Consider the following 25,366-nt stretch of genomic DNA (forward strand, 5'->3'; position numbering starts at 1 on the left):
GTTCTCGCGTTCGTTGGTAGTTAAAGTGGCGTGACTTGGGAACGCCACATCCGGCCTCGCACAGCGAGGACCTTTGTCGGACAAAACGCAGTTTGTCGGACAAAGGTACACCTCGCTACCCTCTGATGAGGGTAAAGACCCGCCGCCGAAAATCCGGATCGAAGATTCTGATAAGTGGCTGGCGGGAGTTCTGGCGCCGGGGAGTTTCCCGATGCAATATTACGATGATTTTCAAAGACTAAAAAGCATCGTTACCGGCCATAGACGGCCCGGGGAGGGCACTTGGAATCAGGAAATAAAAGCCGTATTACCTTGCAACGGAATTGATGCAAATCACTGGTTCAATCAATAGATGGATGGCCATTCATAAAAATAATTCTCTATCCAAAGATTTCCAGATTTCTTGAAATATTGAATTCCAGAAATATTTATTCCAATATGTCCAGAAATATAGATATCAGGATATCTCCGAATAAAAACAGCAGCAGCGGCAAAGAGCCATCATAGCTCTTTGCCGCTGCTGCCGATTCAATCGTTCGTTGTTGGTATTATGCCGTCAGCACCTCCCCGATCTTTCGCATCTCCCGACTGATGTTCGCTTCCGAGATTTTCGCATACCTTCGCGTCATGTTCGTATTCGTATGGCCCAGAATCTTGGCGATGATGTCGATCGGCATGCCGTATTCAATCGCCAGCGTAGCGAACGTATGACGGGCGCAGTGTGTCGTCAAATTTTTCGGGATATTGCATATCCCGGCCAGTTCCTTCAAGTAGGCATTCATCTTTGAGTTGGAGGGAACGGGCAATAGTTTGCCCCGGGATTTGCAGGTTTCGTCGGACTCGTATTTTTGCAGAATCCGGACGGCCTGCGGCAGCAACGGCACCCTACTCATCACCGACGTTTTTTCTCGGGGCTTGTGAATCCATTGCATTCCCTGCTCGTCCGTGGTGATATGCTCCCGCTGCAAGTGGTCCGCATCCGTAAAGGCCAGGCCTGTCAGGGCGCAGAAACAGAATACGTCCCGGATGCGGTCCAATCTGTCGTTGGGCATCGGATTTTTCAATAAGGTATCCAGTTCCTCTTTCGTCAGCGGAACCTTGACGTTCGTCCGGTCCACCTTCATCTTATAGTACCGGAACGGATTCTTTTCGATCCATTCGTTTCTTATCGCATAAAGGATAAAGTTTTTCAGACAGCACAACAGGTTGACCGCACCGTTGTTCTTGCAGTTGTGTGCTGTTTGCATAAAGGTATTCAGACCGTCGATATATTCGTAGCCGATCATATCCAGCGGCAGGTCGTCTTTGCGGTACTGTTGTTTGGTATATTCGGTCAGGTAGCGCAGCAGCCGGTGGTACTTGTTTGCCGTAAGCTGGGTGATGCGGGTCCCGACCTCCTTCTGCCGTTTGTCGCAGTACTTTGAAAATTCGGACAGGAACATCCGCGAACCGGAGGAGCTGATTAGCCGTTGTTTGATCGAAAAGCAGTCCGGAGTTTTATTCTCTTTGAGGAGTTGGTCATAGGCCGCGAGAATATTGGCCCGGTAGCTGGCGATAATGCTGTTGATTCGCTGGTCTATCTCGTCTTTGTAAAGCGAGCGTTCGAGACGCTGGTTCCAGCGTTCCGGTTCGATCTGGCACTGGGTGTGGACTTCGGTCGCACGGCCGGAGGTCGTGATGCGGGCGTAAATGGGCGCTTTGCCCTTTTTCGTTACTTTGGTCTTCTTGCAGAAGAAAATCACGTTGAATGTCGTTCTGTGCATGGCTGCATGGGTTTGGAATGGTTAAACGTATGCAGCATAGAAATATTGCAGCGTAAAACAATGCAAAACAGCGCATTATGCGTAATTCGTGACCTGTTTTTGTCCGGGTGAAAACAGGTCACGAATTGGGTCGTACAAACCTGCTTTCAAATGCATCTTTTCGCAGGGCCTAAAAACGAAAAAACCTTACATATCATTGATACATAAGGTTTTCTGCTTTAATCTGCGCCTTTTTCAAAGGTCTCCAGAGCGGAAAACGGGACTCGGACCCGCGACCTCAACCTTGGCAAGGTTGCGCTCTACCAACTGAGCTATTTCCGCAATTTGCAAATAATCAATCATTTACAAGTGTAGAAATAGCCATTTTTTACCTCAATGGAGACCCAATGGAGAGTATTTTCACCTCCTGCAAGTTAATAAAATTGTGTTATAAGTTTCTAATTGTCATTGCGTTAGACTATTGACTATCCATAGTCTAATGTGTAGTACGTTTTCATAATCGCATAATGTGTTAATTGTTAATAAATTGAAGTGACTGTGAGAGTCTAACCGACCCCAACCTCGGTTCAGAAAAAGCGAGGACAAACTTTGCAAAGGGGACTATAAATATACCCCTTTCGCAAAGTCTGTCCTTGCTCTGCTAACAGAAAATCGGCGCAAAATTTTCCCCTCTCGCCGCTTTCCCGTTTTTATCAGTTTTCAGTAGCTTTGATTTCTATAAAGAAAAATCCCCGACCGCATGGCCGAGGATATATCTTTATATGAATTGCTCCAAATACTTTTCATTGAACCCCGCTAACGGGAATTTGAAATCTTTTTGCGTTCCATCTGTTGCTGTATAGTCGAATACAACCGTATCGCTCTTGATATGGGCTTCAAAGATATTCAGCGTACAATGGGACTTGGGAATATCTACGATGTTGGATAATACAATGGCGAGACAACCCTCCTCTACGATTTTTGGATTCAGTTGATAGGAGAATCCTGCCATATAACGACCTCGCTTTTGAAAGCGGATAGTCATATCTTTTGTGGGGTCGATGTCGAGTTCAAAGATATAGTGGAACTCTCGTGGTGTGGGGTCATCGGTTCTACGCCCTACGAACAGGCAAATACCGTGTTCATTATCATAAGATACGCCTTTGGAGATATACGATAGTTGAATATCGTCGATAGTCTCCGTGCCTGTTTTTCAATCAACACTCGGTGTTTTTCTTTTCATTTTAGCTAAAATTTATATTGTTATTATATGTTTGATTATGATATAAATATACGAAAAATTTGTGACTTGTGCAAGTAAAAAAGAAAGGACAAACTTGTGCAGAGGGTCTATAAGTTAACCCTTTTGCACAAGTCTGTCCTAAAAATATCAATCAATGCTTTATTCCAATATTATCAAGAATTACAATTATCTTTTGCTCTAAAACTTTATCATCATTGTCATACGAAATCATGCCTGTTTGAGAATCATATACTCCCAATTTTGTTAATTCTTCAATAATTTCTCTAATTTTTTGAGTTGAAATACGGCTGGTATCAAAGACCATCTTAATTGACTGAATCATATTCAATAATATACCTTTGCGATACCTAAATATCGCAGACTAATGTTTAACATTTATTCATCCAATCCTGTAATGCTTGTAAAACGGTTCCATTCAGTTGCATTTTTATATGCGTCAATATTTTCTGACGCTACTTTAAGTACAGAATTAGAATTTATGAGGGAGAATGCATTATTGCCACATGTCGGAGGTATTTTCGTTCCAATCTTAAATAGTGTTAAATTATTGCAGTCATAAAAAGCCGCTTCTCCAATAGTCGCAATTTGGGTGCAATTTTGGGCGTCAAATCTTTGTAATGCAGTACATTTTGAAAATGCTCCATAATACATTCGTATATTTCCAAAATCTGTTCCTCCATTAATAATTTGCAACTGTGAACCACTTTCAACAAAAACATCCGTAAGGGATGTACATTCATAAAATGCTCCCGCATCTATAACTTTTACACTGGCTGGAATGTCAATAGAAATTAACGCAGAACAATGTGCAAAACATCCATAACAAAAACCCTCTATATATCCACCTCCTAATCGTGTTAATTTGGAACCTTTTTCAAATGTTATAGATGTCAATTTCTTGCAATTGCGAAATGCACAGGCATCAATTACTTCTACACTTGCAGGAATTTCAATTGTGGATAAATTTTTACAAGACATAAAAGTTCCATTGCAATTAGCGATTCCAACAGATGTGCTTTCTTCATAACTTCCTGTAATTGCTTTTAATTTGGAACCTTTATCAAATGTTAAGTCCGTTAATTGCATACATAATTCAAATGCACTGTTGCCAATAGATTCTATATTTGCAGGAATATGTATTTTTCCAAGAGATTCGCAATAATAAAATGCCTTTTTTCCAATTGAAATAATGCTATTGGGTAATTTTATTGATAATAACTCTTTACACTGGCTGAAGGCATTGTCTGGAATTGAGATCATACCCGTAAAATATTGCAGTTCATTAAATGAAAATATCCCTTTCCCTTTAAACTCTGTACCAATTGTTGTTACGGTTGCGGCTTCTTCGTATGACAGTTCTCCATCTCCATTTGCATCCCAATTAGCAATGCAGATAGCCTTTACATTTGCATCTTCAAATTGAATTATATTTGAGTCTACCGATTGCCCCGTTTTTGAAATAGTGATTATCGTTCCATCCGCCAGTTCAAAATAAACATTGTTTTCGTCCTGCGTAATTTTGATACTGTCACCGTCTTTGCCATCTGTTCCATCTTCCCCTGTAGCCTTGCCCAACTGTGTCCAGTTCGTTCCGTTGTCATAGGAAATGTACCAATAGCCGTCACGAATTTCGAGTTTAGGAGTAACACCGTCTGTTCCATCCGAACCGTCGCTGCCATCTGTCCCCTGTGCCTTGATTTTTTGTCCGTCCACAATGATAAATTCACCGTCCAGCGTCCAATAATAGATGCCATCCCCGTCTTTCTTCACGCCGATAACGGGAGTGTTTCCATCGACGCCATCCGCACCGTCTTTGCCGTTGTAAATTACAATCGGATTACTTTTGGCAAACTTAATCGTATAGCCTACCACCTTGCCGTTCTCGGTCAGCGGGTCTACACTCGTGATATAATCGTTATTTTGGAGTGCTGTGACAATCGTCTGCAATGCTGAAAGGTTGGTGTTCGTTTCGTTGCAAAGACGCTGTAAGGCTTCAAAAGCAGACCATGTAGGCAGTTTGATTTGCGTACCGTCAGCCAATGTAAAGATTACATAATCGGTACTGGTTTTATAATCCACTTTTGTAAACATCGAATCTCCACCAATGCCGTCCTCTCCGTCTTTACCATCTTCACCCGTGGCCTTGCCTAACTGTGTCCAATTTGTTCCGTTATCGTAGGAAATCCACCAATAGTCCTCTCGGATTTCGAGTTTGGGAGTAACGCCGTCCGTTCCATCTGAACCATCTGCGCCGTCTTTACCGTCTGTCCCTTCGGCTTTAATCTTATCGCCGTTTTCGTTGGTCAGCCAGTCGCCGTTCAAAGTCCAATAATAAACGCCATCCGCATCTTGTTTGACACCGATAGCGGGAGTTGTTCCGTCTTTGCCGTTCGTTCCATCTTCACCGTCCTGCCCGTCTTTACCGTGGTAAATGGTAATCGGATTGCCTTTGCTGAACGTAATCGTATAACCGATTTCCTTACCGTCTTTCATAAGGGGTGTAGTCCCCGTAACATAGTCGTTATTCTGTAATGCTGTTACGATAGTCTGCAACGATGAAATGTTGGTGTTCATCTGCTTGCAGAGTTCCTCTAATTTTGCGACACGGTTTTCCAATCCGTGAACGCTGTTCCAAATGTCATCATCATCGTATTTGCACGATGTGAGCGCAACCACCGCAAGTAATGCGGCAAAGGTCAATAGTTTTTTCATAACGATAATATTTAAGTAAAACAAGTGACGCACGTTTTACCGTATCAACTCCTACTGCGGTGGGTTATATGCAAAAAGAAAGTGTGGAGTTGTTCGTTATCTGTACCGAGGTTCTGACAAAACCCAAAGACGAATAAGAAACAATACCCCACACCGAATAGAATATATCAGATGATATATGCCTATATGCGGTGATGAGCGTTGTCGTTATCCTCGTCTTTGTAGAAACTGTCAGATTTCGGTACAAGGATTAGCGAAACACTTTCACTAAACTAATATGTTATCGCCCGTATGGGTCGATGCCACAAAATTAGAAAATGTTTCTCAATACGCAACACTCAAGCGGGGTATTGTAGATTCAAATTTCGGATTAAAGTTTCAGAAAATCAAGATTGACATTCTAAAAAGTTCTTCATTGGTTGGGATATTCCGTTATACAGAACAAGCCGACATATTCCCTTTAATCGGGAATTGCAAATCATTCCAACCCTCAATTATCGAGAATATGCCAGCACGAAAACGAAAATTAGGGGTAGTAAAATCTTGTCGAGATTACAATACCCCTAATTTCTGTAATTTATAGGTTTCAATAAATAGAAATACGGATGTAGTTTTACTCTCCTGCAATTTTCCGTATCACGCTGTCCATACAGATAGCCTGTCCGCAGGCTAATCTTCCCCACCAACAGCAACCGTATTCTTCGATAATAACCTCTCCCTCCCGTTTCAGACGTTCGGCCAACCAACTGTCGATAAGCCACCATTCCATCACATCACCCACAAAGGGATAGATATATTCTTCGGGAAGCAGATGCTTGTTCAGCATTTCATCCACGACTGCGGTTTGATTCGTCAATACGCAGTTCTCCACCAATCGCTGTGCTGTCATTGGATTCCTTGTTGTGCGGCTATGTTGCGTAACCATTGATTAGCAAAGGTTGTGTGGCTGGCCTGCAAGCGAGGGTTCAACGCTATTCCATCTTCCGACCATCTGACGCTGTTTTCCTCGATGCCGCAATAATCGTTACGATAATAGTACGGAATGAATTGCCGAGTTTCATTGTGCAGGGCAAATAGCATTTCAGGGTCGCGCATGGCATCGCCGTTCTGCTGTCCGTAATGAGCCAGCGAAAAAAAGTCGTACTTGTCGATACGGCCGATCAGTTCGATGTGGACGGGCATATAAGTACCGTCCGAGTTGTCGATTTTGGTTGTCTGTAAAGCTAACATGCTGCGGAAAATCTCCGCGGCTCTCCTGTCAAGTGTTTTCATATCTGAAAAGGTTTTACATTCGACAATAGGGAGGGGCTTTAGTATGGAGTAACTGGATGTGCAGGGGAGATACCCTACCCAATAATTTACCCAATAGGCTACCCAAAAGAAAATAATTCCTATCTTTGTGCAAAATGAAATTCTGCCATGTCCTATAAGCCGCCATATACGATTACACCGAAGATTACGAATTTGGTTGCACAGATCAGCGAAACAATCGGCAGCTACTATGCGCATGAAAATCTGCGCTTGCATCGGGTTAATCGGATCAAGACGATTCACGGGACGCTGGCTATCGAGGGCAACACGCTTTCGACGGAGCAGGTCACGGCTGTATTGGAGGGAAAACCCGTCGTTGCTTCTATTAACGAGGTGCAGGAGGTGCGCAACGCCCTTAAAGCGTATGAGTTGCTTGACACGCTCGACCCCTGTAAAGTCGATGATCTGTTAAAGGCGCACGCCACGATGGAGGCGGGGTTGATCGACGAAATCGGTTGTTTCCGCAAAGGCGGTGCGGGTGTGGTGTCGGGGAAAACGGTTATCCATTATGCGCCCGATGCCGAACGTGTGCCGTTTCTCGTAAACAATTTGTTTGAGTGGTTGTGCACCACGGATGAACACCCGTTGATCGCAAGTTGCATCTTTCATTATGAGTTCGAGTTTATCCATCCGTTCGCGGACGGCAACGGTCGCACGGGACGATTGTGGCAGACCTTGATTTTGAGCAAGTGGCGGCCTATCTTTAAGAATCTGCCTATTGAGAATATCGTATATAAGTATCAAAAGGAGTATTACCGAGCGATTGCCATAAGTGGTGGTAAAGAGGGATGCACACCTTTCGTCGAGTTTATTTTAGGGGTAATCGCGGAAACATTGACTGCCCAAGAGCCTACCCGAATATCTACCCAAGAGATTATTCTCTCGGAAATTCAGAAGAATCCTAAAATTACTCGGAACGAATTGTCGCTGATTGTCGGTATTTCTCCCGATGGGGTTAAATATCACCTGCAAAAACTTACCAAATCGGGTATTCTCCAAAGGGTTGGGGCTACCCGTTTCGGAGAGTGGGTTGTCTGTAAGAAAAAATGACAAGGACAAACATTGTCAAGGGGTATGAATTATAGACCCCTTGTCAATGTCTGTCCTCTGTCTATCAGTCTCTAAAACTCGAACTTCTTCCGTCCGAACTTAAAGGCCCTTACTCCTCCCTGCTTGCAGTCCTCCAGTTCGAAGAATAAGCCGATGACCTTTCGATCCACTCGCCCCTCGAACGGGATGCCGTTGTCGGAAATCAACTGCCGCATAAAAGTATTGACCTCGTTGACGGGAACAATATCGTCCGTATGGAATCGACCATAAACGGCCTGCTGCATTTTCTCGGAGGTCAGCAGCCGATTTTCGGCATCACAGCCCAATGCGGCTTCTATCTTGCGTCTGTCATATCCTAATGTTTCGATACGTTTTGCTCCGAGTTGCATGAAGGCTTTCACCATCACGCTGAATTCATCCCCTAACTCCTCCATCAGATAGGATGCTTCGGCATCGGGCTTGTCTTCTGTCAGTCTGGTAAGTTGTGCCGTTACCTCTTGCCACAACTCTTTTGCGTTCAATCTTCCCGATTGCCTGCGCAGACGGTCTTTGTCTGTAACGGGGGCTTTGTAATGGTGTATCTTCGTATGGAAAGGCGCATCTGTGTAAGCCGCCTCCAATGCGGAGGGAGATTGATAATATCCGCTGATTTTCTCGTCCTCCCATGCGTTATCCCACATAAAGTGATTACGCTTGTCATCACGGGTAATAAACCTTTTATAATCCATCCCACCAATAGCTTGTAATAATGTTTCCCGTTCTATGTCGTTTTCGGTCTTAATGGCCGCTACCTGCTTGTAGATATTCTCGGCGCTTGTCAGTTGGTGATTGAGCGCTTCACGGGATATACAGGGCAGGCTGTCGCTCGTATTCGTTATATGGTATGCCTGCGCCACGCCGTTACGGAACCGCCCGATAGCCTGCACGACCTCCGTCTGCGGGTCTATCATCGAATAAGGGGCGCGAAATACGTCCGTCAGCACAATGACATTCGGTTGGTAGTCCAACTTGATGTCCACCGCCGAATAGAAGCGGCTGGTGAAGAAATTGACCTCGGCCAATTCCATAAGGTTGTCGCTCACCTCTGAAAAATCTTGTCTTTTGAGTTTCTTGACACTTTTTTCGCTACAAAAGACTTTGCACCGTCCTTGCAGTTTGAGTGTTTGAATAAGGCTCAATGTGGTGTCTGTGGAGTTCAGAAAAATGCAGGTTTTTTCGTTCACCCTGTTGAACCGCGCCAGCAGAATCCGCAATACCCTGACCGTATTATTGGTAATGCAAACCGTTAGCGGCTGTCGATAGTCGTAAGTCGGGACAATACGCAACATTTCGAAACCCTGCTCTGCAAAACGCGGGTCGGAGGGAATGATGGGCGTTGCTGAAACCATTGCCTTGTTCTTGAACCTGAAAAAGTCCTCCACGGGCAGGTAAATGTCACCTCGGTAGCCTACATCCTGTATTGTTTTTTCGCACTCGTCGAACAGCAGGAAATAATCCTCGAATATCGGGGTGTCTGTTTCGTACATGGCAGGCAGTACCTTTTTATCGAAGCCCTCGGGCGTCGTGATAATCTTGCGGTAACCGTCGGATTCTCCTGCGAGATAGGCTTTCACATCCTCTTTGCTCGTTCCCTCGTACACGGCAAAGAGGAACGAATGTTGAGCCTTTTTCCCGACGATCACGGGTACATTCGGCTCGATGATAATGGAATTACGGGCGGCATTAATCTCCAATGTCGTTGCGCCGCAACCTGTCATTGTTTTGTTAAGGATGGTGTTCGTCGGAATCTCTTTAATTACGTCCGAGAGCCACTCTCCCTTTTTGATATTTAATTCTTTACGAATCATTTTAAAAATTTATGGGAAGCGGGCGGTGAGCCCGCTCCCCTGTTATACATTTGGTTATTCGAAAATTGCGGTTATATCCGTCATCGCCTCTGCGGGCATGATAACTTTTCCATTGGGAAATAGGTACTTGCGTACAAGATACCCATTGCCGTTGGGGGTTTCGACATATTCTTCTCGCTGCCTGCGGGTATGCTGGCTGACTTCTTTTTCCATTTCGGTCAGCCACTCGTGCTGGTTGCAGTTCGCGCTCTCTGCGGAATACTCCGCGATTTCGGGTAATTCCTTGCCTTGCAAGACTGCCAGCAGGTAGTTCCATACATGAGGGTTGAGCAGGATTTTACCCTGTAACTCGGTCTTGCCCTTACGCAGACCCACCCATGCGTATTTGTTTCCTGCCACATCTACGCGCGGAGTTAAAATCAGTAAGTCGATTCCGTGTGTAACGGCTTTCTGTACGGTTTGCACCATTGTCTGATTGTTGCCCGATTTCATCGTTACGATGCGACGAGCCTTTTTCTGAATATTATCGGCAGCCGCCTGCTGCTTTTCGTTAATGTTAGAATAATTCATTTGTTATTTAAATTTTATTTTGCCTCCACTTGCTTGGGCGTTCGGCTTGCTCCCGTAACCTTTTAGCTGGCCAGCGTGTTTGATTACAGTCACAAATGTCCCACTTTCTACGGGCAAAAAAGAGAAAGAATAGGCAGCGAAAATGCTACCTATTCTTTCTAAAATCGGGGTATGTAAATCAGTCTACAGCAAATCGTCGAAGCGCGTATTGTGCAATGGGCGGCGTAATGCTTTTTCTAACTCGGCGCGTTCTGCTTCATTCATTTCCGAATAGCTCATTGGTGTAAAGCGGGGCTTTTTATCCATTTTCAGCATATATTTAATGCGTCCTGCTACCAACTGTTCATCGACCGCTTCGTCTTCGGTAATCATATCGAGATGACAGAGGTAGTTGGTAATGATTTTACATAGTCCTGTGCTGGTGGCTTTCTTATCTTTGGCGGCATCTTTGAACATTGCATATGTCCCGTATATGATGCAGTCGGCAATGGGATTGGACGATGTACGGCCTGCTTTCTGATAACGTTTCAGTTCGCGGCGGGCATCTTCGGCGGAATGGATGTTACCTAAATGTTCTTTGCAGTAATTCGATAAGGCAGAGCGCAACATCCAATTACTGTAATTCGGAATGATGATTTTACGGTGAAAATTCTTTACACCTTTATTGATGGTAAGAATTATTTCGTTTGTCATTTTGGAGCGGACGGGCGTTTCTTGACAGAACAGGTAGAGTTCCAGCAATTCTCTGCGCATGGTTTGATGGTAATATTCTCCTATATCCATCAGGTCGCTGAAATCGTCTCCTTCCGCTTGTTCTTTTATCTCGGCTCGGAGAAAGGCGCAGTCTAAAAACTTAAAGACCCAAAGGAGCATTTCTCTTTCGTCGTCTGATATCGGTTCGATATATTTTGCGATTGTTTTATCTTCATCAAAAAGACGATCGAAAAGTAATATTTCCGTTCGGAAGAAGATTGTTACAAACTCTTCTTTCTGAAAGGGAATGGCTTCATAGAAATACGGGGCATCCATTCCATAATACTTTTTTGTGTAATACAGCACTCGCTGGAATGTTTCCCAATCCATATCGTATTGGAGCAGTCTTGTGTTCTCGTCCATAATTTTAGGAGTTAGATAACCCAAATATACGAAAAAAGAAAAAAAGGATTACCCGCACAACGCAGATAATCCTTAAATGAAAAGGAGGACAGACATTGCCAAAGGGGCTTAAATATAGACCCCTCGTCCAAGTCTGTCCTTGTCTTTTATGAACTGTTGATGCTGGTTGAGCAGAGAGTGAGGACAGACATTGTAAAAGGGTTTATCTTTTAGACCCCTTTACAAAGTTTGTCCTTGCTCCTCTCTACAATAAATGTTGCATGGCCGCATCTATCTGCGAGTTCTCAAAGCTATCGAGGTAGATTTGCGTGGTGGATAGGTCGGAATGTCCCAGCGATTCGGAAATGAGGGCTACGCTAACACCTGACCGTTTTAAGACTGTGGCGTAAGTATGGCGGGCTACATAAGTCGTTAGTGGCGTATGCAGTCCGATTTCCTCACTCAACTCGTGCAGGCGTTTGTTGACGTGCTTCAACGTTTTCTTAACACGTTCCAAGATTTGCTTTTCGGTCGTGTGTACGTTGCGGTCAAGGATTGGGAAGATATAATCTTCCTCCACTTGGTCGGTGCGGTACTTGTCGATAATCTCCTGTGCCTGTTCCGTAAGGCAGCAGTTCATCATCTTACCTGTCTTGCGTCTTGCATAGTAGATTCTGCCATTGTCGATGTCCCCGTATGTCAGCAGGGCAATATCTTTGAAATTGATTCCAGCCATGAAATACGAGAACAGAAAGATGTCCTTTGCAAGTTGGGTATAAAAGTCCCTGTCCGATAAATCCAATTCAATCAGTTTGTGGATGTCCTCTTTCGTAATGGCCCGTTTGCGTGTATTCGTCCATAGGCTTCCTACCTTGAATTGCTGAAAAGGATTCGATTTAGGCACGAATACACCCTCTGAAACAGCCTTATTATAGACCGCTTTCAGTACGCTGAACTTGGTGGCAAGGCTGTTATTGACATTGCCACGCTGACGCAGGAAGATTTCAAATTCCCTTAAATAAGTCAAATCCAACTCCTCAAAGCGCATATTGACAGAGCGGAAATGAGACATAAGAGCAAGGGTTACCTTATGCTTACTTGCTGAACCATACTTTTCGACCTTTTCCAGCCTGTCTATTATCTGCTTGAAATAATCGCCTACCGTACAATCCATACGTTTACCCACCGTTTCAAATAACGTTTCAAAGGTTACGGGAATTTCAAGGGCTTCCAGTTTCTTGATTTTCTTCTCGTATTCTTTAATTTTAGCTGTTATCTGAAACTGAATATCATCCCTATCGGGGCAATTATCCGTTACCTTTTGTGCTTCTGTGTCCCAATATTCACGGGCTACCGAAACGCCTAAACCGACCGATTTCCGACGGTTATCATGGAAGAAAAGCAGGCATAAAGGGCTGGTGTTGTTCTTATAGATTACATCCTTGCGGAGTATTACTCTGAAAATCATTGTTTTGCATCGTTAGATGCAGGAGAAAAGATATGTCTCCAATGGGGAGTTTAATGGAGAGGCAATGGGGAGGAAGAGCCGTAAAAAGGCCGTTTGGAAGCCATTTCGTGTTACACATCGGACGTCTGTAACACACGGCAGAAAAAGAAAAACGAGCGATAATTCATTGATTATCACTCGCTTATCGTGAGCGGAAAACGGGACTCGGACCCGCGACCTCAACCTTGGCAAGGTTGCGCTCTACCAACTGAGCTATTTCCGCAATTTGCTCCCACATTCCGGAAACCGTCGTTTCCTGCGTTTCGGGACTGCAAATATAAAATGAAAAAAATTATTCTGCAAAATTTTCAGGCGTTTTTTGTCTTCGAACGAAACATCCCCGGCTCTCACGAACCGGGGATGTTCTATGCAGCAGGCAGGGCCGAAGCCCCTGCCCCGAATCAGCGGACCTTGAAACCCTCGTCGGCACGGGCCGGAATGGGCATCGAAGCGTAATAGCCGCTTTCGAGTTTGTCACGGACGGCCTTGAAAGCCTCGATCGTCACCTTTACATCCTCCAGCGTATGCACCGCCGTAGGAATGATGCGCAGGATGATCTCGCCCTTCGGGATCACGGGGTAAACCACCATCGAGCAGAAAATACCGTGGTTCTCACGCAGGTCTACGACCAGATTCGTGGCCTCGGTGATACCGCCCTTCAGGAAGACGGGGGTCACGGGCGAGTTGGTCACGCCGATCTCGAAACCGTTCTCCTTCAGACTGCTCTGGAGCACGCGGACAATCTCCCAGAGCTTCTGCTGGAATTCGGGGTGGTTGCGAATCAACTCCAGACGCTTCAGCGCACCGATCACCATCGGCATCGGGAGCGACTTGGCGTAAAGCTGCGAACGCATGTTATAGCGCAGCAGGTTGATCAGCCAGCGGGGACCGCTCACAAAGGCACCGATCCCGGCCATCGACTTGGCGAACGTATTGAAGAGCACGTCCACGCCGTCGACGACGCCGAAATGAGCCGCCGTACCGCGACCCTCCGGGCCCATCGTACCGAAGCCGTGGGCGTCGTCCACCAGCAGGCGGAACTGGAAATCCTTCTTCAGCGCGACGATCTCGTCCAGCTTGCCCAGATCGCCCTTCATGCCGAATACGCCCTCGGTAATCACCAGCACGCCGCCGTTCTGCTCCTCGGCCAGATCCGTGGCATGCTGCAACTGCAGGCGCAGCGAATCCATGTCGTTGTGGCCGAACACGAAACGCTTGCCCTTGTGCAGACGCAGACCGTCGATGATGCAGGCGTGCGCCTCGGCGTCGTAGACGACCACGTCGCGCGGAGTCAGCAGACAGTCGATGATCGAGATCATGCCCTGATAACCGAAGTTGAGCAGGAAGGCATCCTCCTTGCCGACGAACTCGGCGAGCTCACGCTCCAGCCGCTCGTGGTAAACGGTCTGTCCGCTCATCATGCGGGCGCCCATCGGGGCGGCCATGCCGAACTGAGCGGCGCCCTCGGCATCCGCCTTGCGCACCTCGGGATGGTTCGCCAGTCCGAGGTAGTTGTTCAGGCTCCAGTTGAGCATCTTCTTGCCCCGGAAAACCATGTGGGGACCGATGTCGCCTTCGAGTTTGGGGAAGGCGTAATAACCGTGGGCATACGACATATACTGACCGATCGGTCCGCCCGCATTCTTCTCGAGGCGTGAAAAAATATCAACCATTTTATCTTGTAATTATAAGTTTATGTACGATTTTTCCGTTTCGGACGCACAAAAGTATAAATAAAACACAATTAGCAGTCAAAAGTAGCCGTTTTTTATTCCGCACGGATACGCATTTATACCTATTTTAAGATTTTAAACGCCGGTCAGCGGCCTTTCCGACCATCACACGGCCGAACAAATAAATTTGGTTCGGCACCCGGCTTGCACTATCTTTGACTTCGCCTTAGACAGGCGGCGCCTCGGCAAAATGCAAGTAAACTTGCTTTTGCACTCGGCTTGCACTATCTTTGCCCTATGACATCGCTATTCCATGACATCATCTTCGGCCCGGTGCATTCGCGGCGGCTGGGCCTCTCGCTGGGGGTCAACCTGCTGCCCACGGCGTCGAAACTCTGCTCGTTCGACTGCATCTACTGCGAGTGCGGCTGGAATGCCGAGCACCCCGGAGCGCGCCGTTTCAATGCCCGCGAGGAGGTCCGCACCCAGCTCGAAGCCACCCTGCGGCAGATGGTGGCCGACGGCACTCCGCCCGACGTCATCACCTTCGCCGGCAACGGCGAACCGACCATGCATCCCGAATTCGAGGCCGTCATCGGCGACACGCTGGCCCTGCGCGATGAGTTGTGCCCCGCGGCCAAGGTCTCGGTGCTCTCCAACGCCACGCAAATCCACCGCGACAGCGTCCGCCGGGCCCTGCTGCGCGTGGACAACAACATCCTCAAACTCGACTCGGCGTTCGACGAGACGGTGCGGCGGATGAACAACCCGCAAAGCCCGGCCTACACGGTCCGGGGCATCGTCGAGGAGATGAAACGTTTCGAGGGAAAGATGATCCTGCAGACGATGTTCCTGCGCGGGTCGTGCGACGGAAAGCCTATCGACAATACCACCGAAGAGGAGGTTGCGGCGTGGCTGAAACTGGTCGCTGAAATCCGCCCGCGGCAGGTGATGGTCTACTCGCTCGACCGCGACACACCCTGCCAAACGCTCGAAAAGGTTTCCAAAGCCGATTTGCAGGCCATCGCCGCACGCGTCGAAGCCCTCGGCATCCCCTGCTCCGTAGCCTGACCGCCATGCAGATACTCCTCTCCTGCGCCAAGACGATGGCGGAGCAGAGCTCCGTCCCGACGCCCCGCACCACGGTTCCGGCCCATCTTGCCGAAGCACGGCAACTGGCCGCCGAACTGGCGACGCTCCCTACCGACGAACTGGCCCGGCTCCTGCGCGTCAACCGCCGCATCGCCGCCGAGAACCACCTGCGCTACCGCCGTTTCCACGACAGCGACACGGCGGCCCTCCCGGCCCTCGCGGCCTACACGGGCATCGTCTTCAAACGCATCGACCCGGCCGGTTTCTCCGCCGCCGATTTCGAATACGCCCAACAGCACCTCAACATCACCTCGTTCCTCTACGGACTGCTCCGCCCGCTGGACGCCATCCGCCCCTACCGGCTCGAAGGCGACGCCGTGCTGCCCGGCCACGACGAACAGACCGTCTTCGCCTACTGGCACGAACGGCTGACCGACGCCCTGATCGACAAAATCCGGCACGACGACGGCATCCTCGTCAACCTCGCCAGCGGGGAGATGAAACGGCTGTTCGACTGGAAACGCATCTGCCGCGAAGCGCGGGTCATCACCCCGGAGTTCCGCATCCGCGAAGGCGACCGGCTGAAAACCATTGTTATTTATACGAAAATGTGCCGCGGGGAGATGACGCGGCACATATTGAAAAACCGGATCACCGCCCCCGAAGCACTTCAAGCCTTCGAATGGGAGGGCTTCCGGTTCGATCCCTCCCTCAGCCGCGGCGACGACTGGACATTCACTATGTAACGGATTGCACCCGGAATCGACCCGGACAGCAGATTATTGAACCCGAATGCGCAGCGTGCAGGGCTTCACGCCTGCCGCCGTGGCCCGGAGCGTCATTTCGCCACCCGCATCCTTGCTGCCGACAATGGCGGTCAGTTGACCGCTGAACAGATGCATATGCGGCTCGCAGAACGATTCGAGCGACGTCGGGTCGCCGTTGGCCACGGCGACGAACCGCCCCGCTCCGCCGACCTCGAAACGCACCTCCCGGCTGTCCGTCGGCACCGGATTGCCCGCCTTGTCCACGACGCTGACCGTGACATAGGCCAGATCGCGGCCGTCGGCCGCAAGCACCGTGCGATCGGCCGTCAGCCGCAGGGCATAGGGCTTGCCCGCCGTGCGCACGACACGCTCGGCTGCCTGCCGCCCCTCGGAATCATACGCCACCACACGCACCTCGCCCGGCTCGTAGCGCACCTCGTTCCACATAAGGCGGAAACGCTCCATGTTGCTGTTGCGGTTCTTGCTTCGCACGCCTTGGCTCCTGCCGTTGATGAAGAGTTCGGCCGAAGGGTATGACGTGTAGACGAAGACGGGCGTAACCTCGCCCTCACGTCCTTTCCAGTTCCAGTGGGGCAGTATGTGCAGCGTCGGCGACTGCGTGTTCCAAACGCTGCGGTAGAGCCAGTAACGATCCTTGGGCAGCGATGCGAGGTCGATGATCCCGAACATCGAACTGTGGTTGGGCCATGCGTCGTTGTTGTAAGGCGTGGGTTCGCCCAGATAGTCGAACCCGGTCCATACGAACTGCCCGAGCAGCCACGGCATGTCCTCGGCGGCGGCGAAATCGTCGTCGGGCAGGTTCGACCACGCACAGCATTCGACATCGTAGCCCGACGACTGGTGGTCGCCGTGCTGTTTGTTGGTGGCATACTCCACCGGGAAATGATATACGCCGCGCGAACTGACCGTCGAAGCGGTTTCCGAACCGAGTACGACGTTTTGCGGCAGCCGCTCGTAGGCTTCGCGGTAGCGGTGCACCCGGTAGTTGAGCCCCGGAATGTCGTAAATCGCCGCAAAGCCGTTCGACAGCACGGCGTCCAACTGGTCCATCCCGCACGTCACCGGGCGCGTCGCATCCTCGCGGTGACAGATGGCCTGCAGGCGCAACCCCATCCGGTAGCCTTCGGGCTCCCACTGCGTCGGCACCTCGTTGCCGACCGACCACATCACCACCGACGGATTGTTGCGGAAATGGTGCAGCATGTTCACCAAGTCGCGTTCGACCCACTCGTCGAAATAGCGGTGATAACCGTTCCTGCACTTGGCCACCTCCCACTCGTCGAACGGCTCGACCATCACCATGAATCCCATCTCGTCGCACAGTTCGACCAGCGCCTCGGCCGGCATGTTGTGCGACGTGCGGACGGCGTTGCAGCCCATGTCCCGGAGCATCGTGAGCTGACGGCGGATGGCGGCCCGGTTCACGGCGGCCCCAAGCGGCCCCAAGTCGTGATGCAGGCATACTCCCTTGAAAGGACGCAGCTCGCCGTTCAGGAAGAAACCCTTGTCGGCGCGAACCTCGATCGTACGGATGCCGAAACGGGTCGTGTAACGGTCCACCTCGACCCCGCCCACGCGGACCCGCGATTCGGCGGTGTAGAGCGCCGGGGTCTCGGGCGACCACAACTCGGGCCGGTCGACCGTCAGATGCTGTTCGAAAGGCTGCCCGTAAGCCGGCTGCCGACGGTCGGTCTTTGTCGCAACGACCGCGCCCGCGGCATTGCGCACCGCAGTCTCGATCTCGACCGTTTCGCCCTCCTTCAGGCCGTCGAGTTTCGTGCGCAGGGTCACCGAAGCATAGTCTTTGCCGACATAGGGCGTCAGCACCTGCGTCCCCCATACCGGCACATGCACCGGCGCGAGTTCCAGCAGCCGCACCTCGCGGTAAAGACCCGCGCCCGGATACCAGCGCGACGACTGCGGCCGGTTCTCCAGCAACACGGCGAGTTCATTCCCGCCCGCATGCAGGGCGTCGGTGATCTCGCACCAGAAGGCACTGTAACCGTAGGGCCAGAAGCAGACCTCGCGGCCGTTGACCAGCACGCGGGCCTCGCTCATCGCGCCGTCGAACAACAGCACATAACGCCGATCTCCGACCGTATCAATATGCAATGTCCGCCGGTAAGCCCCCTTGCCGACATAGGGCAGTCCGCCCGTGCGTCCCGTCTTGACCGACGAGGTCGTCTCGCCGTCCTGAATGACGGCCACCTCCTGCAGGTCGTTCTCGCGCGAGAACGGCCCCGTGATGGACCAGTCATGAGGTATCTCCACCTGCCGCCATCCGTCGGTGCGCCCGATGTCGTGGTCGTTGCGGAACTGCCAGTCGGTGAGCAGCTCTTCGTTACGCGGGTTTTGTGCGCGGAGCGTCGCGGCCGTACATAGGGCGCACAGGGCGATGAGCAGTCGGTTCATGTCGTTTTATCGGTTTGTTCTCAACTTATTGTACTTCCACGTCGCAGAGTTCCACCCAGCCGTCGGCCGTGACTCCCTCCTTGGCGGCGATCCGAATGCCCGGCGTGTTCTCTTTCGAGGTATCCACGATGGCTACGGCCCACTTGTAGGCGCCGGCGGCGACCGTCCCGACGTCGAACTTGAACGTATAGCGCGCGGGAGCGCCCTTCCGCCAGTCGCAGGGCTTCGCCTGCGCGTCGAAATAGAGTTTCACGGGGCGTTTCGTCGCGGGATCGAGCAGTGCGAACGCCACCTTGTACTTGTCGTGATACTGGGGCAGGTTCGACGGGCAGTAGGAATACCCGAGATTGATCCAGCGATGCGCAATGGTGGCCTGCTGCCCGGCTTTCACCTTGTCGGGCATCGTCAGGCGGTCGGGATAGAGGCGGTAGCACCCCTCGCGGATGAATTTCAGCACATAGGAATAACCCTCGTTGAACCACGACCACGTCTCGCCGACAGAGATGTTGCTGTTGTAGCGGAAATCCATGGTGTTGACACACGAGCCGATGGCGTCCTCGTACTCGCCGCGGCGGACATCGCCCCAGTCCTTATAGCCGTCGGCCTGAATGGCCGCCAGCGAATGCGAGGCCCTCACCCAGCCTCCCTCCGAAGCGATCGGGCAGGTGTAACGGTTGCTCAGCAGCACGTTCTTCTCCCAGTCCGAGAAATAGGTGTGCATGCCGAATGCCGCACTTTGCAGCGAGTAGCCGAGTGCGACGGCCTTGCGGATCAGCCGTTCGGAGTCGGGATCGTACTCGCCCGCTCCCCACGACTGCCTCGTGCTGCCCAGCCAGCGGTGAACCTGACAGGCCACGGGCACGTTCTTGAACGTATCGGCCCATAGGTTGGTGAGCCAGTCGAACACCGCCTCGCGCGGCGTTTCGTCGCCCGTCGAGTAGATGCAGGTGTGGTATTCGCCCCACAGGCCGATGCCGAATCCGCCGATGAAGGCCGTCAGGTCCGGATCGTCGAACTTCTTGGCAAAGGCCTTCATAAACTCCGCATAGTGCTTCTGGAAGATCGGATCGTCGGGATAGGGCGTCCACACATGGGAAGCCGTTCCGGTCGTCGATTCGTAAACCGTCCGACCCGCGGCCTCGATATCTTCGCGGACATACTCGGGAACGATGTTGTAGTGGAATTGGCGGCTGTCGGCCGTGAAGTTGAACGCCAGTTTCAGTCCGCGTTCCTTGGCGCCCTCCATCAGCATGCGCAGGCGCTGCGCCTGCTTGGTGTTGACGCCGTCGTCCCAGATGTACACCCCGCGCTCGGGGTTGGCGTCCGACCAGCGCACGCGGATCAGCAGCATCGACGCATAGTCCGACACCTTGACATAACCTCCCGGAACGGAGGGACATTGCAGATGGTCGTACTGCTCCCAGTAGTCGTCGGCCAATCCGTCGCCCAGCCCGGAGTAGAGCACCCACCCCGAGAAGGGATTGCGGTACATCGTCTCGCGGTCGGGCGTGACCGTGACCTCGATTCCCGAGCCGTCGTCCCCGCCCGGGCCCTCGCCCTCTTCGCCTTTGGAGCAGCCGCCCGCGATGAGTAACGCCGCCAGAGCGGCCCATATACCTGATTTTGCAACAGTCATTTTATTCATAGTTTAATGTTATTCCAACGTAAAATCCAATTTGTGCCCGCCGACCCGGAGCGTAAACAGCCCCGGTTCGATGAAGCGCCGCCCCGTGCCGTCGATGAATCCCAGATCGGTCATCGGGTCGATCTCGAAAGTGAAAGCCTGCGCAGCACCGGCCCCGATCATGCGTTTCTCGAAATGCCGCAGCTCCCTGACCGGGCGGGTTATGTCGCAGTAAGGGTCGGTGATGTACCACTGCACGACCTCGCGTCCGTCCATCTTCCCGTCGTTGCGCACCTCGACGCAGGCCGTCAGGCGCACCACGTCCGAAAGTTTCAGCGGCTCCGCGCCGACCTCCGTTTCGCTGCCGTCCTTGAGCAGGGCCCTGAGCGTCGGCGCGGCATAGGTGAATGTCGTGTAGCTCAGTCCGTAACCGAATTCGTAGAACGGCGTGCTCGGAATGTCCTGATAGAGTCCCTGCCGGTTCAGACGACCGCTGTTGCGGTGGTTGTAGTAAATGGGGATCTGGCCCACACTGCGGGGAAAAGTCAGCGTCAGGCGTCCCGAGGGGTTCTCCTTGCCGCAGAGCAGCGCGGCAACGGCATCGCCGCCCGTCACACCCGGCTGCCATGCTTCGAGGATGGCGTCGGCCAGCGGCTCAATGGCCGTAACGTCCAGCGCACGGCCGTTGAAAAGCACCACCACGACGGGCTTGTGCGCACGCCGCGCGGCAGCCGAGACGGCTTCCAGCAGTTCCATCTGCGCTTCGGGGATCGTAATGGCGGAACGCGAGGCGTTTTCGCCGCTCCACCGGCGCTTCTCGCCCAGACACAGCACCACGGCATCTGATTTCGCCGCGAGGGTGCACGCCGCTTTCAGCTCCTTCGGCGTCGGTGCGGTCTCGAACGACGCCCCGCCCCAATAAGCAATATGGCCGAAAGTCTTTTCAAGCCCCTGCCGGACCGTCGTCACCTCCCCGCCGCGTCCGCGTCCGTACCACGAACCCAGCAGGTCCTCGCCGTTGTCGGCCAAAGGACCCATGAGCGCGATCTTCGCCGCGGCAGCCAGCGGCAGCGCGGCCCCGTCGTTCTTGAGCAGCACCATCGACTCCACGGCCATCTGCAAGGCATTTTCGAGGGCTTCGGGCTGCAATACGCGCTGCGACTCGGGCAGCTCCTCGACATAGGGTTTCTCGAAAAGTCCGAGGCGGAACTTCACCCGCAGGACACGCCGCACGGCATCGTCGATCCGGGCCGTCGATATGCGCCCCTCTTCGACCAGACCGCTCATGTGACGGCGGTAAATATCGTCGACCATGTCCATCTCGAGCCCCGCGTTGAAGGCCTTCACACAAGCCTCCCTGTCGTTCGCGGCATGTCCCTGATTGACCAGTTGGCGCACGGCGTCCCAGTCCGAAACGACGAACCCGTCGTGGCCCCAGCGATCTTTGAGAACCTCGGTCATCGTATAGCGGTCGGCCGAGGCCGGCACGCCGCTCAGGATATTGAACGCGCTCATGACAGTCGCCGCACCGGCCCTGATGCCGGCCTCGAACGGCGGCAGGTAGGTGTCCCAGAGCGACTGGCGCGAAATCTCGGTCGGCACATAGTCGCGCCCGGCCTCCGAAGCGCCGTAACCGACGAAGTGTTTCAGGCAGGCCGCGATCGTGCCCTCGGCCGAGAGGTCGTCGCCCTGATAGCCGCGCACCGAAGCCTCTCCGAAACGCGCCGTCAGGTAGGGGTCCTCGCCGTAACCCTCGGCCACACGCCCCCAGCGGGGGTCGCGGGCCACGTCGACCATCGGCGAGAAGGTCCAGTCGATACCCGTGTAGTAAGCCTCGCGCGCGGCATCGGCGCAAATCTTGGCGGTCAAATCCGTGTTCCACGAAGCGCCCTGCGCCAGCGGAATGGGCGTAACGGCCCGGAATCCGTGGATGACATCGTATCCGAAAAGGATGGGAATACCCAGCCGCGAATCGTTCACGGCGTGACGCTGGATGGCGTTGCGCGTAGCGGGGTCCTCGCTGAACAGGATCAGCGAACCGATCCCGGCGGGGATTTTCTTCACGACCTCGCCGATGTTGTTTTCGTTGTCGTTGCGCCCGGCGGTGTACTGGTTGAGCTGCAGAATCTTCTCGTCGAGCGTCATCAGCGCCAGCAGGCTGTCCACCCGCTCCTCGACGAGCATGTCCTCGTAGGTCGTGACCGCAAAGGGACGCTCCACGGCATAATGCGCCGCCAACTGGGCCCAGCGTTTCTGCTGCGGAGTGATCGTCTCCGGAGCGTATGCGTTGCCCTCGACCGACCGCCCCGACAGCGCTTCGAACCATGTGCAGGCAGCCGTGTAACGGCCGTAAGTCAGTTCGAGGTGATAGCCGTCGCGGTTGAACGTGTCGCCCTGCGGCGTGGTCCGGGCGTTCTGGATGGCCGTTCCCGAAGGGATGATGCCGCACAACTGCGGGCTGTCGTCCATCGCGCACCGGGTGCTCAGCAGGATGCTTTCGTACATCTTCCGCTGGCTGTTGCCGTAGAGCTTGAACTCCTGATGCTTCGCATTCTCGGCATAGGCCCACGTCTGGTGGAAATAAATCTTCAGCCCGGGATTGGCGGCCAGCCGCGTGACGTAGGCGATCAGGTCGCGCAGATAGGGCTGGTAAGTCACATAACGCCCCGATTTACCGCTGGCCTGCTGAAGCGTGACGATGTCCCACTCCTCGTCCCCGAGGGCCCGGCCGAGAGTCATCTCCTTCGTCTCGGTGCGCACGCCGTCGACGATCTTGCGGTAGGTGTATGCCGCCGTATCACCCGCGGCATTGTTCCAGTGGCGTTCGAGCGGACAACCGCCGATATACATGTTGCCGATCACGGCATCGATGCCCGCGGCATCGAACAGATTCCAGAGGTATTGCTCGACGGCGTCCTGCGAGAAACTGTTGCCGATGGCCAGAATTTTCAGGGGCCGGTCGGCGGCCGCAACGCCCGAAGGCCGGGCCTGAACGCCCGTCCCGAGCAGGATCAGCAGGAGCGCCGCAAGAATACGGCGAAAAAAAAGTCGTTTCATGGAGTTATCGTAAACGTTGCGTTACTTAATTTGCCGGAGCGATGCACATGGCCGAGATGTTGCCCTGCACGACCGTCGAACCGACGTCGACGCCCTTTACCGACAGTTGCAGCTTTCCATCCGCCGACGGACTTACACCACTGAATGTCAGCGTGTATTCCTCAAAGGGCACATCATCCCACGCAGGATATTGCCCCGCACCGCTGCCGAGGCGTATGCCCTGCTGAATCCGACCGCCGGCCTGTGCCGCACCGGTGAGCGTGAAATCGGTCGTACGGGCTGTCCGCGTGCCGTTGTAGCGGGTCGCCAGTACAGTGACGTCCAACGGCTGGGTCGCGGTCAACCCCGAGATGGTGACCGTCACCGGAGCGCTGTCGCCGGCTCCCACCGTACCGTCCACCACGAACGAATCGGCCCAAGCCGACTTGGGCCAAGTTATGCCGCCCGAAACGATGTTCGATGCGGGTTCCGAGCCTGCGCCGCCGAACGAGTCGGAGAATGCGGGCGAAATCGAGAGTGTTGCGCTCGTATAGGTGTCGTTCGCATCTTTCAGGGTCACGTCAGCGGCACCCTTCGCCGAAACGGTGTTCCAAGGCGAGGGCGACGAGTTGCCGCCGAAGTCGACATAGACGGCCGCCGTGAGAGGACCTTCGACTACGGGAGGCTTCTGGTAATCCGTGAGCACGGTAACGGCATAAGGCTTCGCAACCGCCGCATGGGCGGCATGCTGGGCGATCTCCTTAGCTGTCTTGTCGATCGTCGTCGGAGCATAGGCGTTGCCCACGACCGATTTGCCCGAGAAAGCCTCGAACCATGTACAGGCGGCCGTATAGCGGCCGTAAGTGGTTTCGAGGTGGTAGCCGTCGCGGTTGAACGTGTCGCCGAAAAACGAGGTGCGGGCGTTCTGGATGGCCGTCCCCGAGGGGATGACGCCCGCCAGCTCCTTGTTGTCGGACATGGCCTGCTGCACGGCCGACATGATGGCGTTGTACATGGTCATCTGGTCGCTGCCGTAGGTCGGGAACTCAGCATGGTTCGAGCCCTGCATGTAGGCCCATGTCTGGTGGAACCAGACCGGCACGTCGACCTTGCCCTTCAGGTAGGCGATCAGATTGGGAAGATAAGGATTGTACGAACTGTACACGCCCGACTTGCCGCTGGCCTGCTGCAGGGTCACGAAATCCCACTTCTCGTCGGCAAGAGCCGTCGTCAGGGCCACATTGGACTGTTCACGCTTGACGCCGTCCGCAACCTTGCGGTAGGCGTATGCCCCCTTTCCGCTCTGGGCGTGCGACCAATGCGTTTCGAGCGAACAGCCGCCGATATACATGTTGCCGATGACGGCCTTGATGCCGGCCGCCTCGAAGAGCTCGTAAAGATACTGCTCGACGGCATCCTGCGAGAAGCTGTTGCCGATGGCCAAAATGCACAGCTTGCCGTCTTCGAGCGGGTCCGGCGGCCCGGGTTCGGGGTCCGGATCGGGATCGGGCTTCTCCCCGGAACCGCCCTGCTCGGTCTGGTCCTCATCGGCCGACGACTCGGTGCAGGCGCCCATCACGAGAGCGCCCATCAGGGTGGCGTAACACAGCAGTTTGAATATTCTTTTCATGGTTCGGTCAGTG

The 25,366-nt window shown here is 52.8% G+C and carries 18 protein-coding genes and 2 tRNA genes; 3 read left to right on the top strand and 17 right to left on the bottom strand.

Annotated features, from left to right (window positions below; all coding sequences use genetic code 11):
* Positions 1-548 precede the first annotated feature (548 nt).
* From BN5935_RS03230 to BN5935_RS03260, 7 genes are all read right to left on the bottom strand, one after another.
* Positions 549-1,763 carry a site-specific integrase gene (locus BN5935_RS03230; protein ID WP_064974829.1) on the bottom strand — a complete coding sequence of 405 codons (1,215 nt, stop codon included), beginning with the start codon at positions 1,761-1,763 and terminating at the stop codon, positions 549-551.
* A gap of 248 nt (positions 1,764-2,011) precedes the next feature.
* Positions 2,012-2,084 (bottom strand) — tRNA-Gly (locus BN5935_RS03235).
* Between the two features lie 436 nt (positions 2,085-2,520).
* A complete protein-coding gene (locus BN5935_RS03240; protein WP_064974830.1) occupies positions 2,521-2,754 on the bottom strand; it encodes a hypothetical protein in 234 nt (77 codons plus the stop codon).
* Positions 2,755-3,136: 382 nt separating this feature from the next.
* Positions 3,137-3,328: a hypothetical protein gene (locus tag BN5935_RS03245; RefSeq protein ID WP_064974831.1), complete on the bottom strand. Its 192-nt coding sequence runs from the start codon at positions 3,326-3,328 to the stop codon at positions 3,137-3,139.
* A gap of 53 nt (positions 3,329-3,381) precedes the next feature.
* Positions 3,382-5,718, bottom strand: a complete 2,337-nt coding sequence (locus BN5935_RS03250) for a PL29 family lyase N-terminal domain-containing protein (protein ID WP_082944184.1) — start codon at positions 5,716-5,718, stop codon at positions 3,382-3,384.
* Positions 5,719-6,331: 613 nt separating this feature from the next.
* Positions 6,332-6,607 carry a hypothetical protein gene (locus BN5935_RS03255; protein WP_064974833.1) on the bottom strand — a complete coding sequence of 92 codons (276 nt, stop codon included), beginning with the start codon at positions 6,605-6,607 and terminating at the stop codon, positions 6,332-6,334.
* The gene (locus BN5935_RS03260) at positions 6,604-6,990 is read right to left on the bottom strand and encodes a DUF6908 domain-containing protein (protein WP_064974834.1); all 387 of its coding nucleotides are present in this window, start codon (positions 6,988-6,990) and stop codon (positions 6,604-6,606) included. Before BN5935_RS03260 ends, BN5935_RS03255 begins: the two co-directional genes overlap by 4 nt.
* Before the next feature lie 147 nt (positions 6,991-7,137).
* Here BN5935_RS03260 and BN5935_RS03265 point away from each other — a divergent pair, with 147 nt between their 5' ends.
* Complete coding sequence (locus BN5935_RS03265; protein WP_064974835.1) at positions 7,138-8,079, top strand: Fic family protein; 942 nt, start codon at positions 7,138-7,140, stop codon at positions 8,077-8,079.
* A 71-nt stretch (positions 8,080-8,150) separates the two neighbouring features.
* On the opposite strand, the gene BN5935_RS03270 is transcribed toward BN5935_RS03265, so the two are convergent.
* The 6 genes from BN5935_RS03270 to BN5935_RS03295 all read right to left on the bottom strand — a co-directional run bounded on the left by BN5935_RS03270 (position 8,151) and on the right by BN5935_RS03295 (position 14,771).
* Complete coding sequence (locus tag BN5935_RS03270) at positions 8,151-9,926, bottom strand: hypothetical protein (RefSeq protein WP_064974836.1); 1,776 nt, start codon at positions 9,924-9,926, stop codon at positions 8,151-8,153.
* 54 nt (positions 9,927-9,980) lie between these two features.
* The gene (locus tag BN5935_RS03275) at positions 9,981-10,496 is read right to left on the bottom strand and encodes a hypothetical protein (protein WP_064974837.1); all 516 of its coding nucleotides are present in this window, start codon (positions 10,494-10,496) and stop codon (positions 9,981-9,983) included.
* Between the two features lie 183 nt (positions 10,497-10,679).
* Positions 10,680-11,612 (bottom strand): hypothetical protein, encoded by a 933-nt coding sequence (locus BN5935_RS03280; protein WP_064974838.1) that lies wholly within the window; start codon positions 11,610-11,612, stop codon positions 10,680-10,682.
* 244 nt (positions 11,613-11,856) lie between these two features.
* Complete coding sequence (locus BN5935_RS03285) at positions 11,857-13,059, bottom strand: site-specific integrase (RefSeq protein WP_064974839.1); 1,203 nt, start codon at positions 13,057-13,059, stop codon at positions 11,857-11,859.
* A gap of 189 nt (positions 13,060-13,248) precedes the next feature.
* Positions 13,249-13,321 (bottom strand) — tRNA-Gly (locus tag BN5935_RS03290).
* Positions 13,322-13,499: 178 nt separating this feature from the next.
* The gene (locus BN5935_RS03295; protein WP_064974840.1) at positions 13,500-14,771 is read right to left on the bottom strand and encodes an aminotransferase class I/II-fold pyridoxal phosphate-dependent enzyme; all 1,272 of its coding nucleotides are present in this window, start codon (positions 14,769-14,771) and stop codon (positions 13,500-13,502) included.
* Positions 14,772-15,068: 297 nt separating this feature from the next.
* On the opposite strand from BN5935_RS03295, the gene BN5935_RS03300 reads away from it, so the two are divergent.
* A complete protein-coding gene (locus tag BN5935_RS03300) occupies positions 15,069-15,842 on the top strand; it encodes a radical SAM protein (protein ID WP_064974841.1) in 774 nt (257 codons plus the stop codon).
* Between the two features lie 5 nt (positions 15,843-15,847).
* Positions 15,848-16,609 carry a YaaA family protein gene (locus BN5935_RS03305; protein WP_064974842.1) on the top strand — a complete coding sequence of 254 codons (762 nt, stop codon included), beginning with the start codon at positions 15,848-15,850 and terminating at the stop codon, positions 16,607-16,609.
* 33 nt (positions 16,610-16,642) lie between these two features.
* On the opposite strand, the gene BN5935_RS03310 is transcribed toward BN5935_RS03305, so the two are convergent.
* Genes BN5935_RS03310 through BN5935_RS03325 form a run of 4 tightly spaced genes read right to left on the bottom strand, consistent with a single transcriptional unit; the run spans position 16,643 to position 25,353 of the window.
* Positions 16,643-19,063, bottom strand: a complete 2,421-nt coding sequence (locus tag BN5935_RS03310; protein ID WP_064974843.1) for a glycoside hydrolase family 2 TIM barrel-domain containing protein — start codon at positions 19,061-19,063, stop codon at positions 16,643-16,645.
* Positions 19,064-19,088: 25 nt separating this feature from the next.
* The gene (locus BN5935_RS03315) at positions 19,089-20,699 is read right to left on the bottom strand and encodes a DUF4832 domain-containing protein (RefSeq protein ID WP_235820995.1); all 1,611 of its coding nucleotides are present in this window, start codon (positions 20,697-20,699) and stop codon (positions 19,089-19,091) included.
* A gap of 18 nt (positions 20,700-20,717) precedes the next feature.
* Positions 20,718-23,744: a DUF4886 domain-containing protein gene (locus BN5935_RS03320; RefSeq protein WP_064974845.1), complete on the bottom strand. Its 3,027-nt coding sequence runs from the start codon at positions 23,742-23,744 to the stop codon at positions 20,718-20,720.
* 25 nt (positions 23,745-23,769) lie between these two features.
* The gene (locus BN5935_RS03325; protein WP_235820996.1) at positions 23,770-25,353 is read right to left on the bottom strand and encodes a DUF4886 domain-containing protein; all 1,584 of its coding nucleotides are present in this window, start codon (positions 25,351-25,353) and stop codon (positions 23,770-23,772) included.
* Between the last annotated feature and the right edge of the window lie 13 nt (positions 25,354-25,366).

This window comes from Alistipes provencensis (assembly GCF_900083545.1).
In the GTDB taxonomy this organism is placed as follows: domain Bacteria; phylum Bacteroidota; class Bacteroidia; order Bacteroidales; family Rikenellaceae; genus Alistipes; species Alistipes provencensis.

What these genes read in the sequence shown, in the direction of transcription:
- BN5935_RS03230 (WP_064974829.1), bottom strand. Translation starts at nt 1,763, where the DNA reads ATGCACAGAACGACATTCAACGTGATTTTCTTCTGCAAGAAGACCAAA.
- BN5935_RS03240 (WP_064974830.1), bottom strand. Translation starts at nt 2,754, where the DNA reads ATGGCAGGATTCTCCTATCAACTGAATCCAAAAATCGTAGAGGAGGGT.
- BN5935_RS03245 (WP_064974831.1), bottom strand. Translation starts at nt 3,328, where the DNA reads ATGATTCAGTCAATTAAGATGGTCTTTGATACCAGCCGTATTTCAACT.
- BN5935_RS03250 (WP_082944184.1), bottom strand. Translation starts at nt 5,718, where the DNA reads ATGAAAAAACTATTGACCTTTGCCGCATTACTTGCGGTGGTTGCGCTC.
- BN5935_RS03255 (WP_064974833.1), bottom strand. Translation starts at nt 6,607, where the DNA reads ATGACAGCACAGCGATTGGTGGAGAACTGCGTATTGACGAATCAAACC.
- BN5935_RS03260 (WP_064974834.1), bottom strand. Translation starts at nt 6,990, where the DNA reads ATGAAAACACTTGACAGGAGAGCCGCGGAGATTTTCCGCAGCATGTTA.
- BN5935_RS03265 (WP_064974835.1), top strand. Translation starts at nt 7,138, where the DNA reads ATGTCCTATAAGCCGCCATATACGATTACACCGAAGATTACGAATTTG.
- BN5935_RS03270 (WP_064974836.1), bottom strand. Translation starts at nt 9,926, where the DNA reads ATGATTCGTAAAGAATTAAATATCAAAAAGGGAGAGTGGCTCTCGGAC.
- BN5935_RS03275 (WP_064974837.1), bottom strand. Translation starts at nt 10,496, where the DNA reads ATGAATTATTCTAACATTAACGAAAAGCAGCAGGCGGCTGCCGATAAT.
- BN5935_RS03280 (WP_064974838.1), bottom strand. Translation starts at nt 11,612, where the DNA reads ATGGACGAGAACACAAGACTGCTCCAATACGATATGGATTGGGAAACA.
- BN5935_RS03285 (WP_064974839.1), bottom strand. Translation starts at nt 13,059, where the DNA reads ATGATTTTCAGAGTAATACTCCGCAAGGATGTAATCTATAAGAACAAC.
- BN5935_RS03295 (WP_064974840.1), bottom strand. Translation starts at nt 14,771, where the DNA reads ATGGTTGATATTTTTTCACGCCTCGAGAAGAATGCGGGCGGACCGATC.
- BN5935_RS03300 (WP_064974841.1), top strand. Translation starts at nt 15,069, where the DNA reads ATGACATCGCTATTCCATGACATCATCTTCGGCCCGGTGCATTCGCGG.
- BN5935_RS03305 (WP_064974842.1), top strand. Translation starts at nt 15,848, where the DNA reads ATGCAGATACTCCTCTCCTGCGCCAAGACGATGGCGGAGCAGAGCTCC.
- BN5935_RS03310 (WP_064974843.1), bottom strand. Translation starts at nt 19,063, where the DNA reads ATGAACCGACTGCTCATCGCCCTGTGCGCCCTATGTACGGCCGCGACG.
- BN5935_RS03315 (WP_235820995.1), bottom strand. Translation starts at nt 20,699, where the DNA reads ATGACTGTTGCAAAATCAGGTATATGGGCCGCTCTGGCGGCGTTACTC.
- BN5935_RS03320 (WP_064974845.1), bottom strand. Translation starts at nt 23,744, where the DNA reads ATGAAACGACTTTTTTTTCGCCGTATTCTTGCGGCGCTCCTGCTGATC.
- BN5935_RS03325 (WP_235820996.1), bottom strand. Translation starts at nt 25,353, where the DNA reads ATGAAAAGAATATTCAAACTGCTGTGTTACGCCACCCTGATGGGCGCT.